The sequence below is a fragment of the Micromonospora sp. NPDC049051 genome, assembly GCF_043197575.1.
In the GTDB taxonomy this organism is placed as follows: Bacteria; Actinomycetota; Actinomycetes; order Mycobacteriales; family Micromonosporaceae; genus Micromonospora.
This window is the reverse complement of sequence record NZ_JBICTL010000002.1, coordinates 761,175-777,850: the sequence shown is the minus strand read 5'-3', so window position 1 is coordinate 777,850 and position 16,676 is coordinate 761,175. Positions and strand designations below refer to the sequence as shown.

Here is a 16,676-nt window from a genome sequence, read left to right as displayed (position 1 = left end):
CTACGTCCGGCGGGGCTCGGCAGTCGGGAGGCGACCGAGCCGGCGCACGACGGCGCGACCGCGGATCGCACCACCCGGGTCGCCACGGTCACCCGCAGGGCACACCGGCAGGCAGCAGCGGACGCCGCCGTCACCATGACGGCGGTGCTGCTCTGCTGACCGGTCGAACACATGCAGCCACCATAGGCCGGGCGGATCGGAAAGCCAACGTGCTTCCGTACGCCCGAGGATTTGCCGGTGCCCCGGCGCACCCCCGGCCGGGAGGTGTGACCTGCGACACCGGCTGGTCAGGTCGCCGGCATGTCCCGCATCCGCCGCAGCGGGGAGAAGACGACGAAGAGCGCGGCGCTCCACGTGCCGAGCACGCAGATCCACAGCGCCGGCCGCAACCCGAGGTGGGTGGCGAGCGCGCCGCCGGTGAGCGCGCCGAGCGGGATCACGCCGAAGCAGATCCAGAGGAACGCCGCGTTCACCCGGCCCAGCAGGGCCGGCGGTGTGATCCGCTGGCGGTACGTGAGGGTGGCCACGTTGTAGAGCACCGCGTTCGCGGAGAACGCGGCCAGGCCGACGCCGTAGAGCAGCATCCCCCAGCCGGGCTGCGCCAGGGGCATGAGCAGGTACAGCGGGCCCGGGGCGGCCATCGCCACCCAGATCACCCGGGCCGAGCCGAGCCACGCGGTCAACCGGTCGGCGAGCGCGCCCACCACGAGGCCGCCCACGGCGCTCACCGAGAAGACCAGCCCGACCAGCGCCGGCGTGGCGTGCAACTCCTCGATCATGAAGACCACCTCGATGGAGCCGGACGCCATGACGAAGAAGTTCGAGACGGTGGTGCAGGCGAGGATCCGGCGCAGGATCGGCTGGCGTCGGATGAAGCCGAGCCCTTCGGTCATCTCCACGCGCAGCGGCACCCGGTCGCGGCGGGGCGCGGGCCCGGCTGGCGCATCCCGGATCAGCAGCAGGGTCAACCCGCTCACGGCGAACGCGAGGCCGGTGACGACGAAGGTCCGGGCGGCGCCGACCAGCCCGACCAGCACGCCGCCGATCGTCGGGCCGACGAGTTCGGCGGAGTCCTGGCTGACGGTGAGCTTCGCGTTGGCGTCCACGAGCCGCTCCGGGGGCACCAGCCTCGGCAGCATGCTCTTGTAGGCCACGGTGAACAGGACGGTGAGCACGCCGGAGAGCCCGACCACCGCGTACAGGAAGGCGAGGGTGAGCCGGCCGGTCAGGGCGACCACCGGCACCGACAGCAGCAGCGCGGCCCGGCCCAGGTCGCAGGCGACCATCAGCCGCCGCTGGTCGACCCGGTCGGCGAGGATCCCGGCGGGCAGGGAGAAGATCAGGTACGGCAGCCAGGCGAGCGCGGTCAGCAGCGCTACCTGTAGGACGCTGGCATCGAGCGTGCCGACGGCGAGCAGCGGCACGGCCACGTTGGAGACCCGGGTGCCCAGTTCGCTGACCGTCTGCCCGGCCAGGAGCAGCCCGAAGTTACGGCTGCGCAGCAGCGAGGACCGTTTCGGGGCGGCACCTCCGGCAGGCCTGGCCGCCTGTTGCGTCACCGGGGATCCCCGGTGCGGGCCGGCCAACGCCGTGGGATGGTCGCCCACACACGCCGCCGCTTCCCGGGACGTCCCTGGTCCATCCGGTCAGCCTGCCGGCCCCGCCCGGATCGACGCCACTGGTTATCCGACTCCGCGGTACGGGCGGCGGGCTCCTGGCGGGCATGGTCGGCGGACCGTACCCGGCACGCCGGCTGGGGATGCGGGCCGGGCCGGGCGAGCGCAGCGCCGAGGTCTGCGGGACCCGCCGGTGGTGGAGCGTCCGGTCTCGGGCGGGGCGACGAGGGCGTCTCCGGGGCCGGGGGCGTCTCTAGACTTGCTCCGGTGACCGGAGAGCGACGACCGTTGGCGGACCGGCCCCTGAGCGAGCCGCACCCGTCCCGGCTGCCGCCGGAGCACCCGGACCGGGAGCGGATCATGAGCGCGCACGCCGCTGCCCTGACCGCCGGCGAGGCCGGCTACCTCGACCCGTCCACGGGTCTGTTCGTACTCAGTGCCGGCTTCCTGGCCCGGCGCGGCACCTGCTGCGGGCGCGGCTGCCGGCACTGCCCCTACGTCGACGACTGACAGTGCGATTACCGACGGATCCCTCAATACCGGCCGCCCACCTTCAAGCCGGGTCAGCAGAGAGTGCGGGCCAACTTCGAGTGGAGGTTCAGTCCTGGTGGGCGATTCCAATCCAACGGCCAGCTGGATCTCATTTGATGAGAGCAGAATTTGAGCACGTTTGCAGCCCGGACATTGATTTCCATTCCGGGCAGGTTGAGGATCTTTCGGGCTTTTGCCTCCCGGTCCGAATGACCGTAGGGCCGGCGGAGGTGATCGCGGAGACTCGTTCGATCTGATGGTCTGCACTCCAGTGTGGCTGGACCGTCGGACATCGGAGGCCGGTCCGATTGTCGGACGCCGCTACTTGTTGGTCGATCGCTTCGACCCGAGGAAGATTGCGGAATTTCCTGCGTCGACAAGTCGGGTCGCTGGAAGCGGAGGACTGGGCGGGAGCGGCAGAGAAGGCCGGCCGCATCGGGATGTCGAGTTCGAGGATTACGGTGAGCATTGACCGCGGCCTTCAGTCCCTGACGACAACGTCCGTCACGCGTGGGCGGCGGGTAACTCTCGTCAGAGTAGGGACCACTTGTCGTTTTGGTGTCGCGTTCGGCGCTGCGCATCCACGCGCAATCAGTACACACGCTGGTTGGCCCACCGCTTCGACATTCCGACGTCCGCCTCTCAGGCTCTTGCGTCGCCAGCGAAAGACCGTACGGTGTTTCCGGCGGACGTAGCCGGGGGCGAACAAGCGGAGGAACGATCGTGCGCGAGCGGATACTAGGCGCCGGGGTGGCGGTCCTGCTGGTGACGGGCTGCGGCGCGGAGACCGAACAGGTGGCCGTACCGCCTGCCGCGCCGGTCGCGGTCGACGTGGCCGCCGCTTCCTCCGGCGGTGCGTGCCGGCTGCTGGACTTCGGCGTCATCGAGCAGCATGCCGGCGTCCGCTTCGACGTCGCGGCGGCCAGCGCCACGGGCGACAGCCAGACCTGCGTGGTGCGCGTCGGCCGGGAGGCACTGCCGGAGTTGGCGCTGACCGTCACCAAGACGTCGATCGACGCGGCGACCTTCGCCGCCGACGTGGTGCCGGAGAAGGCGGCCAAGGTCTCGGGGCTCGGCGAGCGGGCGTACCGGCGGACCATTTCGGCCAAGGGCGACGTCGGTCCGGTCGCTGAGGTCGGCTGGCTGGCCGCTGAGGGCCGCCTCGCCACCCTGCGTTACGCCACCGCGCGCGATGCCGACAAGGCGGAGGCCGAGAAACTCACCACCGCCCTCGTCGCCCTGGCACAGGGACTCGACACCCGCGCCATCTGACCCCGGCCAGGGTCGTCGAAGCCGCCCCGCCACAGCTCGAACGGCCTCGCCCCTCTGGATCCCCCGCCTGTTGCACACGGGCGTGGGCCAGGGCGAGTCAGAACGGACGTCGGCGAAACGAATCAGAACGGACGTCGGCGGGACGGGTCAGTGCGCGGCGACGAAGACGCGGGAGGCGATCTCGCGCGGCAACCGGATGCGGTCACCGGAGCGGTCGATCGACACCCCGTCGCGCTCCTGCGCCACCGTCACGGTCGCGCCCGGGTCGACGCCGGCGGCGTGCAGTTGCCGGAGCACGTCGGCGTCGGTCTGCACGCTCTCGCAGATGCGTCGCACCACGACCGGCCCCGACAGCCCGGGGAAGGCCAGGTTGCGCTCGCCGTCGACCGGGGCTGCGGTCGTCTGCTCCGGCGTGCCCAGCTGGTCCAGACCGGGGATCGGGTTGCCGTACGGCGAGCGGGTCGGCCGGTTCAGCAGGTCGTAGACCCGCTTCTCGACGGCGTCGCTCATCACGTGCTCCCACCGGCAGGCCTCCTCGTGGGCCTCCTCGTAGGGCATCCCGATGACGTTCACCAGCAGCAGCTCGGCGAGCCGGTGCTTGCGCATCACGGAGACCGCGTTGCTGCGACCGAGCGGGGTCAGCGCCAGGTGGCGGTCGCCCTCGACGGTCAGTAGGCCGTCGCGCTCCATCCGGGCGACGGTCTGGCTGACGGTGGGCCCGCTCTGCCCCAGCCGTTCGGCGATGCGGGCACGCAGCGGCGGAACCCCCTCCTCCTCCAGCTCGAGGATGGTCTTGAGGTACATCTCGGTCGTGTCGACCAGATCATGCTTCACGTCAGCGGACCTCCGGCCAACGATGCTACCTCGGCGTTCACCGAACGACCCACGGCGAACCGCCAGGTCCGTGCCGGGATGGTGTTGACTGGACGCCATGTCCGCCACTGGTGATCTCCTGGTCGAGGCCGATCAGCTCGCGGTCGAACTCGGCCAGGCCGCCCCGCCCACGCTGCTCGACGTCCGTTGGCGGCTCGCCGGCCCGCCCGGCCGGGAGGACTATGTCGCCGGTCACCTGCCCGGCGCGGTCTTCGTCGACCTGGACACCGCCCTCTGCGGACCGCCCGGCCCCGCCGGTCGCCACCCGCTGCCCGACCCCGCCGCGCTCCAGGACGCGCTGCGGGCCGCCGGCGTCCGCGCCGGTCGTCCCGTGGTGGTGTACGACGGCGGCGACGGCATGGCCGCCGCCCGCGCCTGGTGGACCCTGCGCTGGGCGGGCCACCGGCCGGTACGACTGCTGCACGGCGGCTTCCCGGCGTGGCTGGCCGCCGGGTTGCCCGTCAGCACGTCGGTGCCGAACCCGGAGCCGGGCGACGTCGAGGTGCGCCCGGGCGCGCTGCCGGTGCTCGACACCGCAGAGGCGGCTCGGCTGGCCGCGGCCGACGAGGGCGTCCTGCTCGACGTGCGCGCCGCGCCCCGCTACCGGGGCGAGACCGAGCCGATCGACCCGGCGGCCGGTCACATCCCCGGCGCGGTGAACCTGCCCGCCGGCGAGTACGTCGCCGAGGGCCGGTTCCCGGCCGCCGACGCGCTGCGCGCGCGGTTCGCCGCCGCCGGGGTGGACGACGACCGGCCGGTCGGGGCGTACTGCGGATCGGGGGTGACCGCCGCGCAGGCCGTCTTCGCGCTGCACCTCGCCGGCCGACCGGACGCCGCCCTCTACGTCGGCTCGTGGAGCAACTGGGTCGCCGACCCGGCCCGCCCGGTCGCCACCGGCCCGAACCCGGCCGACTGAACGACAGGCCACGCAGCGCGTGCGTGGGTGTCTCCGGGCGCGCGTGCGACGATGGGGCCATGTCCGACGACACGGTGGTGGTGTGGGACGAGTCCCTGCTCGCCTACGACATGGGGGATCACCCCCTCGACCCGGTACGGGTGGAGCTGACGTTCGCCCTGGCCCGGGAACTGGGCATTCTGGAGCGTCCCGGGGTGCGGCTGGTCAAGCCGGAGCCGGCCGACGACGCGCTGCTGAGCCGGGTGCACGACCCGCGCTACCTTGCCGCGGTGAAGGTCGCCCCCCGCGACCCGCTCTTCGCCGGTTTCGGGCTGGGCACCTCCGACAACCCGGTCTTCGAGGGGATGCACGAGTCCAGCGCGCTCGTCGCCGGCGCCACGGTGGCGGCGGCCGAGGCGGTCTGGCGGGGCGAGGCCCGGCGGGCGGTCAACGTGGCCGGCGGCCTGCACCACGCCATGCCGGCCCGCGCCGCCGGGTTCTGCGTCTACAACGACCCGGCGGTGGCCATCGCCCGCCTGCTCGACCTGGGCGCCGAGCGGGTCGCGTACGTGGACGTGGACGTGCACCACGGCGACGGGGTGCAGCAGGTCTTCTGGAACGACCCCCGGGTGCTCACGGTCAGCGTGCACGAGACGCCGCTGGCGCTCTTCCCGGGCACGGGCTTCCCCGACGAGACGGGCGGGCCGGGCGCCGAGGGCAGTGCCGTCAACCTCCCGCTGCCGCCCGGGGTGGACGACGCCGGTTGGCAGCGCGCCTTCCACGCGGTCGTGCCGTCGGTGCTGCGCGCGTTCCGGCCGCAGGTACTGGTGACCCAGTGCGGGGCGGACGGGCACCGGCTCGACCCGCTGGCCGACCTGAACCTCTCCGTGGACGGGCAGCGCGCCACGTACCTGGCCCTGCGGGCGCTCGCCGACGAGCTGTGCGAGGGCCGCTGGGTGGCCACCGGCGGCGGCGGGTACGCGCTGGTCGAGGTGGTGCCCCGGGCCTGGACGCACCTGCTCGCGGTGGCCACCGGCGATCCGCTCGCCCCGGCGACGCTGACCCCGCCGGCGTGGCGGGAGCTGGCCGCCGCCCGTCGCCCCGGCCGGCAGATCCCGCTGCGGATGACCGACGACGTCGACCCGGCGTACGAGCCGTGGCAGCCGACGGGGGAGCCGAGCGCGGTGGACCGGGCGATCGCGGCGGCCCGCAAGACCGCCTTCCCGCTGTTCGGGCTCGACCCGCACGACCCCCGCGACTGAGCCGGCCGGGGAGGGCCGAACGGTGACCACGGTGGACCAGCCGGTGGACGTGCTGCTCAGCGACGGCACCACCGTGCAGCTGCGGCCGATCCGTCCGTCTGACGGGCCGGGCATCGTGGCGATGCACTCGCGCTTCTCCGAGCGCACCCGCTACCTGCGCTACTTCTCCCCGTACCCGCGTATTCCCGACCGGGACCTGCAACGCTTCGTCAACGTCGACCACCGCGACCGGGAGGCGTTCGTGGTGCTGGTCGGCGACCGGATCGTCGCCGTCGGCCGCTACGAGCGCCTCGGCCCGCAGGCGCCCGAGGCCGAGGTGGCGTTCGTGGTCGAGGACGCCTACCAGGGCCGGGGCATCGGCTCGGTGCTGCTGGAGCACCTCGCCGACGCGGCCGGTCGCAACGACATCGCCAACTTCGTGGCGGAGGTGTTGCCGGCCAACGGCGCGATGCTGCGGGTCTTCTCCGACTTCGGCTACCAGGTGCAGCGGCAGTTCGCCGACGGGGTGGTGCACCTGACCTTCCCGATCGCGCCCACCGACGCGACGCTGGAGGTGCAGCGCGGCCGGGAGCATCGCACCGAGGCCCGCTCGATCGCCCGGCTGCTCGCCCCGCGCGGCGTCGTCGTCTACGGGGCCAGCGCCTCCGGGCGGGGCGTCGGCGCGGCGGTCCTCGGGCACCTGCGCGACGGCGGCTATCCCGGCGCGGTGGTCCCCGTGCACCCGAGCGCTACGACGGTCGCCGGGCTGCCCGCGTACTCCTCGGCGGCCGATGCCGGCGTGCCGGTCGACCTGGCCGTGGTGGCGGTCCCGCCGGAGGCGGCGACGGAGGTGGTCGCCGACGCGGCCGCCGCGGGCGTGCACGGCCTGGTGGTCATCTCGGCGGGCTTCGCCGAGGCCGGCGGCGAGGGCGCGGCCGCACAGCGCGCGCTGGTCCGCGCGGCGCACGCGGCGGGCATGCGCGTGGTCGGCCCGAACTGCCTGGGGGTGGCCAACACCGACCCGGCGGTACGCCTGAACGCCACCCTCGCCCCGCGGCTGCCGGTGCCCGGGCGGGTGGGCATCTTCAGCCAGTCCGGCGCGTTCGGGGTGGCGCTGCTGGCCGAGGCGGACCGGCGTGGGCTGGGCCTGTCCAGCTTCGTCTCGGCCGGCAACCGGGCCGACGTCTCGGGCAACGACCTGCTCCAGTACTGGCAGGACGACCCCGGCACCGACGTGATCATGTTGTACCTGGAGACCTTCGGCAACCCGCGCAAGTTCGCCCGGCTGGCCCGCCGGATCGGCCGGGACAAGCCCGTCGTGGCGCTCGCCTCGCCGGCCCGTCCGCCCGGCGTGGGCGAGGCCGCCGGCCCGGACGAGGTGGCGGTCGCCGCGCTGTTCGCCCACTCGGGCGTGATCCGGGTGGACACGGTCGCCGAGCTGCTCGACGTCGGGGTGCTGCTCGCCCACCAGCCGCTGCCGGCCGGGTCCCGCGTCGGGGTGGTCGGCAACTCCTCGGCGTTGACGGGGCTGGCGGCCACCGCCTGCACCGCGCAGGGCCTCACCGTGGCCCGGGGCTACCCGCGCGACGTCGGCCCCCGCGCCGGCGCGGCCGAGTTCGCCGCCGCGCTCGCCGCGACGGGCGCCGACGACGAGGTGGACGCGCTGGTGGTGGTGTTCGCCCCGCCGCTGCCCGGCCAGCTCACCGACACCGACGCCGACTTCACGGCCGCGCTGCCGGGCGCCTCCGCCGCCGGCAAGCCGACCGTGGCGACGTTCCTGGTCGGCCGGGCGCCCGCCGGGGTGCCCGCGTACCCGAGCGTGGAGGAGGCCGTGCGCGCCCTCGCCCGGGTCACCGCGTACGCCGAGTGGCTGCGCCGGCCCGCCGGGGTGCCGCCGGAGCTGTCCCGGGTGGACCGGGAGGCGGCGCACGCCGCCCTGCGCCCGGAGGCCCTCGATCCGGCGGGGCTGCTCGCGGCGTACGGCATCGACGTGGTCGAGTCGGTGCCGGCGCGTTCCGTCGGGGAGGCCGCCGACGCGGCGCGGCGGCTGGGTTTCCCGGTGGCCCTCAAGGCCGCCGACCCCGGTCTGCGGCACCGCCTCGACCTCGGCGCGGTCCGGCTCGACCTGCCCGACGCGGCCACGGTCCAGCGCGCGTACGCGGAGATGTCGGCGCTCTTCGGCGCGGACGTCCTGGTGCAGCCGATGGTGCCGCCCGGCGTGGCCTGCGTGGTCGAGCTGGTGGAGGATCCGGCGTTCGGGCCGGTGGTCGGCTTCGGGCTCGGCGGCGTCGCCACCGAACTGCTCGGCGACCGGGCCTGGCGGGCGGTGCCGCTGACCGACCTGGACGCCGCCGAACTGGTCGACGAGCCCCGGGCGGCGCCGCTGCTGCGCGGGCACCGGGGCGCGGCGCCGGTAGACCGGGCGGCCCTGGCGGACCTGCTGCTGCGGGTGGGCCGGCTCGCCGACGAACAGCCCCGGGTCCGCGCCCTGACCCTCAATCCGGTGCTGGCCCGCCCGGACGGCATCTCGGTGCTGCACGCCACCGTCCGGATCGGCTCCGCCGTGGCCCGCCCCGACACGGGCCCCCGCCGCCTGTGAGGAAGATCATCTTCCCCCGACGGGGGCGGTGCGACCGGGGCCGGGGAGAGCCGCCGGTCGCACCGCGCACGGTCAGGACGCGGGGCTGCGGGAACGTCCGGCGGGCGGCGGAGCGGTCAGGCCCGGTCGGAGATCTGCTGCACGGACCAGGCGTTGCCGTCGGGGTCGGCGAAGTGGACGAAGCCGACGTTGTCCAGCGGGTCAGGCACCGGGCGGGGGTTCTCGCCGAGCACCTGGATCTCGCTGACCTCGACGCCGCGCTCGACGAGTTCCGCCCGCGCCCGGCGCAGGTCGGGCACGACCAGCTGGAGGCCCTTGAGGGAGCCGGGCGGCATCTCGGGCAGCGGCCCCCTGCCGATCACGATCGAGCAGCCGGAGCCGGGCGGGGTCAGCTGCACGATCCGCGCGTTCTCGCCGAACGTCCTGTCGTGGTCGACGGCGAAGCCGAGCTGGTCGGCGTAGAAGGCCTTGGCCCGGTCCACGTCGGAGACCGGCACGACCACCACTTCCAGTGTCCAGTTCATGGCTATTGGTAGCCCACCCGGCAGCCTGGATCAAGGACCAGCGCCCGCACGTACGCGAGGCCCCGGCGAACCGCCGGGGCCTCGCGTGGTCGGACGACCTCAGCAGGCGTACGCCTCCAGGCGCTGCGCCCGCTCCGGGTCACGCAGCTTCAGCAGGGTCACCTTCTCGATCTGCCGGATCCGCTCCCGGGACAGGCCGAACTCCCGGCCGACCTCGTCGAGGGTGCGCTGCCGGCCGTCGTCGAGGCCGAACCGGAGCCGGATCACGGCCTGCTCCCGCTGGGAGAGGGTGGACAGCACGATGCTCACCTCGTTGCGCAGCTCACCCTGCGCGGCGGCGTCGCCCGGCTCGGCGCTCGGGTCGACGGCGGCGACGAAGTCACCGAGCGCGCTCTCGCCGTCCTCACCGACCGCCTGGTCGAGGCTCACCGGCTCCCGGTCGTACGAGATCAGCTCGATCACCTGGAACTCCGGGATGTCCATGGCCCGGGCGACCTCGGCGACGGTGGGCTCGCGGCCCAGCGAGACGGAGAGCTCGCGGCGGGCCCGGACCATGCGGTTGACCTGCTCGACCATGTGCACCGGGATGCGGATGGTGCGGGCCTGGTCGGCCATCGCCCGGGTGATCGCCTGCCGGATCCACCAGGTGGCGTAGGTGGAGAACTTGTAGCCCTTGGCGTAGTCGAACTTCTCGACCGCGCGGATCAGGCCCAGGTTGCCCTCCTGGATCAGGTCGAGGAAGGCCATGCCGCGACCCGTGTAGCGCTTGGCGATGCTCACGACCAGCCGGAGGTTGGCCTCCAGCAGGTGGTCCTTGGCGGCCCGGCCCTGGGCGACGATCAGCTCCAGGTCGGCACGCAGCTCCGTCGAGACGGGGGTGCAGGTCGCCAGTTTCTCCTCAGCGAACAGGCCGGCCTCGATCCGCTTGGCGAGGTCGACCTCCTGGGCGGCGGTCAGCAGCTTCGTCCGACCGATCCCGTTCAGGTATGCCCGGACCAGATCCGTGGAGACGCCGCGCTCGTCGGTGGCGTCGAGGTCGGTCAGGGTGTCGGTGGCGCTCGCGGCCTCGGTGGTGCCGGCCGGGCGCGTCCGGTGCTCCGTCATCTGCAGGGCCATCTCAGTTTCTCCCCGTGTCCACGTCTGTGCCGTTGGTTCCGGCCCAGTGGTGCCGGTGTGACACACAGCTTGGCGGGCGGGGCGTGAAACGGGAGTGAGGCGATCGGAGACCCGACACGAATTCGGTCGACGGCCTGCTCAGCGTGGGCGGCCGGTCGCCGAGCGCGCTGTTGCCGCAGGCGGTTACCGTGCCAGCGACCGGCCGGCACGGCCGGGGTCGCCGGCGACATCGGCGTACTGAACAGGTGATGGAGGATTTCGTGGTCTTCAAGCGGCTCATGCAGGCGATGGGTGTGGGTGGCCCGTCGGTGGAAACGGTGCTGGCCAACCCGAACTGCCGTCCCGGCGGGCAGTTGGAGGGCGTCATCCACGTCGCGGGCGGCGACCACCCCGTCGACATCTCCTACATCTCGCTGGGCCTGGTCACCCGGGTCGAGGTGGAGAGTGGCGACAACGAGTACCAGACCACACAGGAGTTCCACCGGCAGGCGGCGACAGGCGCGTTCCAGCTCGGCCCGGGGCAGCGCCACGACATCCCGTTCCGCTTCGACGTGCCGTGGGAGACGCCGCTCACCGAGCTGTACGGGCAGCACCTGCACGGGATGACGATGGGGCTGCGTACGGAGCTGGAGGTGGCCCGCGCGATCGACAAGGGCGACGTGGACGCCGTGGCGGTGCACCCGTTGCCGTCCCAGGAGAAGATCCTGGAGGCGTTCCTGCGGCTGGGCTTCCGGTTCGCCCGTGCCGACGTGGAGCGGGGCCACATCTACGGCGTGCGGCAGAGCCTGCCCTTCTACCAGGAGATCGAGTTCTACCCGGCGCCCCAGTACGCCCGGGGGATCAACCAGCTCGAGGTCACCTTCGTCACCGACCCGCAGCAGATCCAGGTGGTGCTGGAGCTGGACAAGCGCGGCGGCGTGTTCACCGAGGGCCGGGACGCGTTCGGCCGCTTCAGCATCGACCACGCCACCGCCGAGCGCACCGACTGGACGGCCCAGCTCGACTCCTGGATCAGCCAGTCGATGCAGCGGCGCGGTCTCTTCTTCTGACGGCGGGCGGGCCCCGACGGGTGCGGCCGGCAGCGGCAGGCACGGCGAGCCGCCCGTTGCCCGCCGACCGTCACGCCCAGCCGTGGCGTGCGGCGTGCCAGCCGAGCTGCATCCGGGTCTCCACCCCCGCGAGGTCCATCAGGTGGCGCAGGCGTCGCTGGAGCGTCCGCAACGACAGGTCGAGCTGGGCGGCGACGACCGGGTCGGTGAGCCCGGCCAGCAGCAGCGCCAGGATCCTCCGGTCCAGCTCGGTCGGGCCGTCGGCCGTGGGGCCCGCGCCGTCGTCCCCGGCGGGGGCGATCATCGCCGACGGGTCGAGCGGGTGGGCGTGCCGCCAGACGATCTCGAACAGCGCGTCCATCGCGGCGAGCAGCCCGGTGCGGTGCAGCAGCACCGCGCCGGGCTCACCGCCGGGCGTGGCGGTCAACGGCACCAGGGCCAGCTCCGCGTCGGCCAGGATCAGCTTGATCGGCAGGTGGTCGACGACCCGTATCTCGACGCCGTCGCGCAGCGACTCCAGCGTCTCGGCGACGACCCCGGGCTCGGCCAGCGTCGGCCGGTCGATCACCACCCGGAAGCGCACCCCCTGGCCGACCGCCGTCGACTCCACCGCGTTGGCGCCCGGTGGCACCGCGATGAACGGCGTCGTGACGAAACTGCGCACCTGCGTACGGGCGGCGTGCTGCACCTGCGCGAACCGGTGCCGGACGGCGTCGATTCCGCTGACCACCTCGATCAGCTCGTCGATGGAGCGCCCGGCGATCGAGGAGCGGTACTCCTCGGCGAGCCTGACCAGCTCGAGTTCCGCACTGTGCAGGGCGCCCCGCTGCTCGCTGATCAGCGCTCCGAGCGCGACGGCGGGCGGCGCCACGGAGAACTGCCCGTCCGGGCCGCGCTTCACCAGGCCGCACGCCGCCAGGTGGGTCAGCGCCTCCTCGACCGTCGCGGCGGGCATCCGCAGGGCGTCACCCAGTTCGGCCACGCCGGCCTGGTCCCGCCGGACCAGCAGGCCGTAGACCGCCTCGTCCTCGGGGCTCAGACCCAACGCGCCCAGCATCGGTGGCTGCCTCCCTCTGCCCCCTGCGGCACGCAGAGTATGGGACACGCCGAACGGTCCCGACCAGCCCGGGAAGCCTGTCCGATCGTCGGGAAGGGCCCCGGGGCGCGTACCGTCCCGGGGCCCCGCCAGCCATCTCACCGCAGGCCGTACGCCCGGATCAGCTCCTGCCGGATGCCGAAGCCGGCGTCCGTCGCGGCGCTGGCCCGCACCGACACGAAGCCGCCCGGCCGCTCCGGCAGGTCGAGCGAACCGGTCCAGCGGTCACCCGGGCCCTTGCGCAGAGTCACCTTCCGCCAGGTGGTGCCGTCGTCGTACGAGACGTCCAACGTGACCGACGTGACCGTGCCGGTGCCGGTCCCGCCCGGCTGCGGCCCGGCCTTGACGCTGATCTGCCGGCTGGTGCCCGCCCGCACGTCGCCCCGCAGGTCGGTCTCCAGCGCGTAGTCGAGCTGGAGCAGCGCGAACGGGACGAAGTTGTCGGCGTCGTTCGAGCCGGAGACGAAGTCCCACTCGGTGTGCGTGCGCGTGGATAGCCGCCACCGTTCGGCCGGCCGCGAGGCGTCCAGCACCAGCCGGTACGGCAGCGTGCCGGCGGGCACCGGCACCCACTGCAGGTCCGAGCTCCAGGTGTTCTCGTCCACCAGCGTGTCGCCCTGGTAGAGCTTCAGGTTGGTCGGCACCGAGCCCCACTCCATGTTGCCGCCGTGCTCCAGCACGTCGTCCGACGGGCTCCAGGCCTGCACGTTCAGTGTCAGGTAGTCCCGGTAGCGGCTGTTGCGCACGCCGAACGCCCGGTTGAACGCCGGCCGGACGGCCGGCGCGAACCAGTCCAGCCTGGTCGTCGTGCCCCTGGCGTACGTGTTGAGGTAGGCCGTGTCGGTCCAGCCGCCCTGGTCGTGCACCTCGTGCCAGACCACGTCGGGCGTGACCCACTCGGTGCGGGTGCCCGGGTGCGACTCGGCCTCCGGGAAGCCGAACGAGGGGCTGAAGACCATGTCGTAGCGGTAGCCGGAGCCGGGGGAGTCCACGGCCGCGTGGTAGCGGGCGTCGATCCGGCCCAGGTCCCGCTGCCGGGGGTGGTAGACGAGCGGCCGGTCCGGCACCTGACCGGGGAAGACCCGGGCCAGGTCGTAGACGTAGCCGGCGTACGGGACCCCGGTGACGGTCAGCTTCCGCGGCCCGCCCCGGGTCGCGGCGATCAGCTGCCTGCCGGCGTCACGGTGCACGGAGGCGACGGGGATGGCGGACTCGCCGACGTACTCGGTGAGGATGCCGGCACCGTCGTTGACCACCAGCAGCAACTTCGCCCCGGCGGCCGTCGCGGCGGTGGCGCGCGCGACCGGGTCGACCGCGTCGCTGCGGGTCACCACCACGGCCCGGCCCTTGACGTCGAGACCGGCGTACGCGTCCGGGGCGCCGGTGCCCGCGTAGACCGGCCGCAGGGTCTCGGTGCCGGCGGTGACGGTGCTGCCGGGCTGGACCGTGGCGTCGATCGGGGCCCGGCCGGGGACACGCAGGCTCAGCATCGGCTCGCCCTTGCGCCACCGCGCCGCCATGGTGAACGAGACGGTGCCGGCCCGCTCGGTCGGCAGGACGTACAGGTCGTCGTAGCGCACCGGCAGCTGGTACGCCGCGCGGAAGTCGCTGCCGTCGGCGTACCCGACGGTGTAGTCGAGCTTGCGCTGCCGGTCCTCGGTGCGCTCCGGCGCGGCGGTGTCGAGCAGCCGTGCCCGGCGCGCGTCCAGCACCACCTCGGCGCCCCGGTCGAGCACCGTCTCCGGGTCCATTAGCAGGGCGAAGCCGAGCCGGTCGGCCCGCTCGCCGGGGACGTCCAGCACCGCCTCCACCGTGTACGTACCCGCCGGCAGCCGCAGCGTCCGCTCACCGGCGACGGGGTACTGCCCGGGGTTGAGGTCGCCGGCCCGGTTCACCAGGACCATCGCGCTGGCCGGCTTGCCGTCCCGGCCGACCAGCCTGACCTTCAGGTCGTACCGCTCGTTCTCCTTCAGCAGCCCCAGCGCGGTACGGGTGACCGCCGTGCCGGTGGCGGTGTCGGTGCCGACCAGGTAGCCGGTCAGCTCGCCGTGCGCGTCGCCGCGCGGGTCGCCGGTCACCGCCACGTCGGCGCTGCCGCCCGCCGGTACGGTCACCGAGGAGGCGCCCAGCGCGAACGGCCCGCCGCCGGCCAGGGCGAGGTCGAGGGTCACCGCGGTGGTGCCGGAGTTGGTGAAGGTGACCGACCGGGTGACCGGGGCGTCCGTCGGCTCGTGCGGCCAGTCGAAGGTGCCGAAGAACGCCGACCCGGTGGCCCGTACGGTGCCACGGACCGCCGCCGCCACGTCCAGTCGGCCGGTGCCGACCTGGTACGGCCGGTAGTCGTCGGCCAGGCCCTTCGCGCTGCTCATCAGCGCGTCCTTGAGCTGCTGCCCGGTCCAGTCGGGGTGCCGCTGGGCGAGGATCGCGGCGGCCCCGGCGACGTGCGGCGCGGCCATCGAGGTGCCGTCCATGCTCTGGTACGCGCCCTCGCCGGCGGCCTGCTGCGAGCGGGCCGCGACGATGCCGACGCCGGGCGCGGCGAGGTCCGGCTTGAGCGCGCCGGTGCGGGCCAGCGGCCCGGTGCTGGAGAAGGGCGCCAGCGCGTCCTGCTTGTCCACCGCGCCGACCGTCAGCGCGCTCGGCGCGGTGCCGGGCGACCCGATGGTCTGCGGGCCGGAGTTGCCGGCGGCGACGACGAAGAGCGTGCCGTGCCGCGCGGACAGCGTCTCCACGGCGGCGGCCATCGGGTCGGTGCCGTCGGTCAGCGAGCCGTCACCGAGGCTCATGTTGACCACGTCGGCCCCGGACTCGGCCGCCCACTGCATGCCGGCGATGATCCAGGAGTCCAGGCCGTAGCCGCCGTTGTCGAGCACCTTGCCGACGATCAGGTCGGCGCCCGGGGCGACGCCCCGGTTGTCGCCGCCGGAGGCCGTGCCGGTGCCGGCGATCGTCGAGGCGACGTGGGTGCCGTGCCCGTGGACGTCGGAGGTGTCCTCGCCCGGCACGAAGCTGGCCTTGTCGTCGACCTGGTCGACCAGGTCGGGGTGGTCGGGGTCGACCCCGGTGTCGAGCACCGCGACGGTCACCCCGCTGCCGTCGTACCCGGCGGCCCACGCGGCGGGCGCGCCGACCTGCGGCACGCTCTCCTTCAGCGCCGCCGTCACCCGGCCGTCGAGCCAGAGCTTCGCCACCCCGCCGCCGAGAGTCCGGACCGGCGCCGTCGCCGTGGCGGGCGCGACGGCGGACCAGAAGGCGCGGGCCTGCTTCTTCTCCGTGGCCAGCGCCGCGCCGCCGACACTGGGCAGGTCGCGGACCAGCTTCGCGCCGCGCGGAGCCGCCGGCTTCGCCGTGCGGGCCTTCGCCGGGGTGTACGCCGCGATCAGCGGCAGCGTCGGGGTCTTCGCGTCGTCGTACCCCATCTCGATGAGGCCGGTGACGTTGAACAGCCGCCGGTCGAGTTTGTCGCCGTCCAGCAGCGGCAGCACCTCGTCGGGCAGCACGTACAGGTCGTCGCCGCTCTGCCGGACGCGTACGCCGCCGGTGGCGCCGTCGGGCCGGTCGACCTCGGCGGTGGCCTTGCCGTCGGCGAAGGTCGTCACCGTGACCACGTCTCCGGTGATCAGGGTGACCGTGTGGGTGTCCCGGGTGGCGGCCGGGGCGGCCGGGGGCGGGCCGGCCGCCGTGGCCGGCGTCTGGACCGCGGCGAGGCCGGCCGCGACCAGGCCGGCCGACGCGGCGGCGGCGGTCAGCCGCCGTCTCGCGTAGGCCCAGGTGAAGGGCTGTGAGGGGGATGACATGCGACGGTTCTACCGCCATCGTCGCGCCCCGTGAACAGTTCCCGTCGGCGGGGTTGCGCCACGGCGC

At 73.9% G+C, this 16,676-nt stretch carries 13 protein-coding genes; 7 read left to right on the top strand and 6 right to left on the bottom strand.

What is annotated here, in order from left to right; all coding sequences use genetic code 11:
- Positions 1-287: 287 nt before the first annotated feature.
- On the bottom strand, positions 288-1,559 hold the full coding sequence (locus tag ACGFIR_RS10730) for an MFS transporter (RefSeq protein WP_393004134.1): 1,272 nt from the start codon (positions 1,557-1,559) through the stop codon (positions 288-290).
- A gap of 324 nt (positions 1,560-1,883) precedes the next feature.
- On the opposite strand from ACGFIR_RS10730, the gene ACGFIR_RS10725 reads away from it, so the two are divergent.
- The 3 genes from ACGFIR_RS10725 to ACGFIR_RS10715 all read left to right on the top strand — a co-directional run bounded on the left by ACGFIR_RS10725 (position 1,884) and on the right by ACGFIR_RS10715 (position 3,419).
- Complete coding sequence (locus tag ACGFIR_RS10725) at positions 1,884-2,126, top strand: DUF5522 domain-containing protein (RefSeq protein WP_393004132.1); 243 nt, start codon at positions 1,884-1,886, stop codon at positions 2,124-2,126.
- 214 nt (positions 2,127-2,340) lie between these two features.
- Complete coding sequence (locus tag ACGFIR_RS10720) at positions 2,341-2,619, top strand: Imm8 family immunity protein (protein ID WP_393004130.1); 279 nt, start codon at positions 2,341-2,343, stop codon at positions 2,617-2,619.
- Between the two features lie 251 nt (positions 2,620-2,870).
- A complete protein-coding gene (locus tag ACGFIR_RS10715) occupies positions 2,871-3,419 on the top strand; it encodes a hypothetical protein (RefSeq protein WP_393004128.1) in 549 nt (182 codons plus the stop codon).
- A gap of 147 nt (positions 3,420-3,566) precedes the next feature.
- Here the strand turns inward: ACGFIR_RS10715 and ACGFIR_RS10710 are convergent, their stop codons facing one another.
- On the bottom strand, positions 3,567-4,253 hold the full coding sequence (locus ACGFIR_RS10710) for a metal-dependent transcriptional regulator (protein ID WP_393004126.1): 687 nt from the start codon (positions 4,251-4,253) through the stop codon (positions 3,567-3,569).
- A gap of 97 nt (positions 4,254-4,350) precedes the next feature.
- On the opposite strand from ACGFIR_RS10710, the gene ACGFIR_RS10705 reads away from it, so the two are divergent.
- From ACGFIR_RS10705 to ACGFIR_RS10695, 3 genes are read left to right on the top strand one after another with little or no spacing between them, the layout of a single operon-like run.
- Positions 4,351-5,208, top strand: a complete 858-nt coding sequence (locus ACGFIR_RS10705; RefSeq protein ID WP_393144466.1) for a sulfurtransferase — start codon at positions 4,351-4,353, stop codon at positions 5,206-5,208.
- 59 nt (positions 5,209-5,267) lie between these two features.
- Entirely contained in the window at positions 5,268-6,449 is a 1,182-nt protein-coding gene (locus ACGFIR_RS10700) for an acetoin utilization protein AcuC (protein WP_393004122.1), read from the top strand.
- A gap of 22 nt (positions 6,450-6,471) precedes the next feature.
- Positions 6,472-9,027, top strand: a complete 2,556-nt coding sequence (locus ACGFIR_RS10695; RefSeq protein ID WP_393004120.1) for a GNAT family N-acetyltransferase — start codon at positions 6,472-6,474, stop codon at positions 9,025-9,027.
- Between the two features lie 116 nt (positions 9,028-9,143).
- Here the strand turns inward: ACGFIR_RS10695 and ACGFIR_RS10690 are convergent, their stop codons facing one another.
- Positions 9,144-9,551 (bottom strand): VOC family protein, encoded by a 408-nt coding sequence (locus ACGFIR_RS10690; RefSeq protein WP_393144464.1) that lies wholly within the window; start codon positions 9,549-9,551, stop codon positions 9,144-9,146.
- Between the two features lie 99 nt (positions 9,552-9,650).
- Positions 9,651-10,667 (bottom strand): RNA polymerase sigma factor SigB, encoded by a 1,017-nt coding sequence (gene sigB, locus ACGFIR_RS10685; protein WP_393004116.1) that lies wholly within the window; start codon positions 10,665-10,667, stop codon positions 9,651-9,653.
- Between the two features lie 260 nt (positions 10,668-10,927).
- On the opposite strand from sigB, the gene ACGFIR_RS10680 reads away from it, so the two are divergent.
- A complete protein-coding gene (locus tag ACGFIR_RS10680) occupies positions 10,928-11,716 on the top strand; it encodes a sporulation protein (protein ID WP_393144744.1) in 789 nt (262 codons plus the stop codon).
- 70 nt (positions 11,717-11,786) lie between these two features.
- Here the strand turns inward: ACGFIR_RS10680 and ACGFIR_RS10675 are convergent, their stop codons facing one another.
- Positions 11,787-12,773, bottom strand: a complete 987-nt coding sequence (locus tag ACGFIR_RS10675; protein WP_393144462.1) for a helix-turn-helix domain-containing protein — start codon at positions 12,771-12,773, stop codon at positions 11,787-11,789.
- Positions 12,774-12,910: 137 nt separating this feature from the next.
- Entirely contained in the window at positions 12,911-16,609 is a 3,699-nt protein-coding gene (locus tag ACGFIR_RS10670) for a S8 family serine peptidase (RefSeq protein ID WP_393144460.1), read from the bottom strand.
- Positions 16,610-16,676 lie beyond the last annotated feature (67 nt).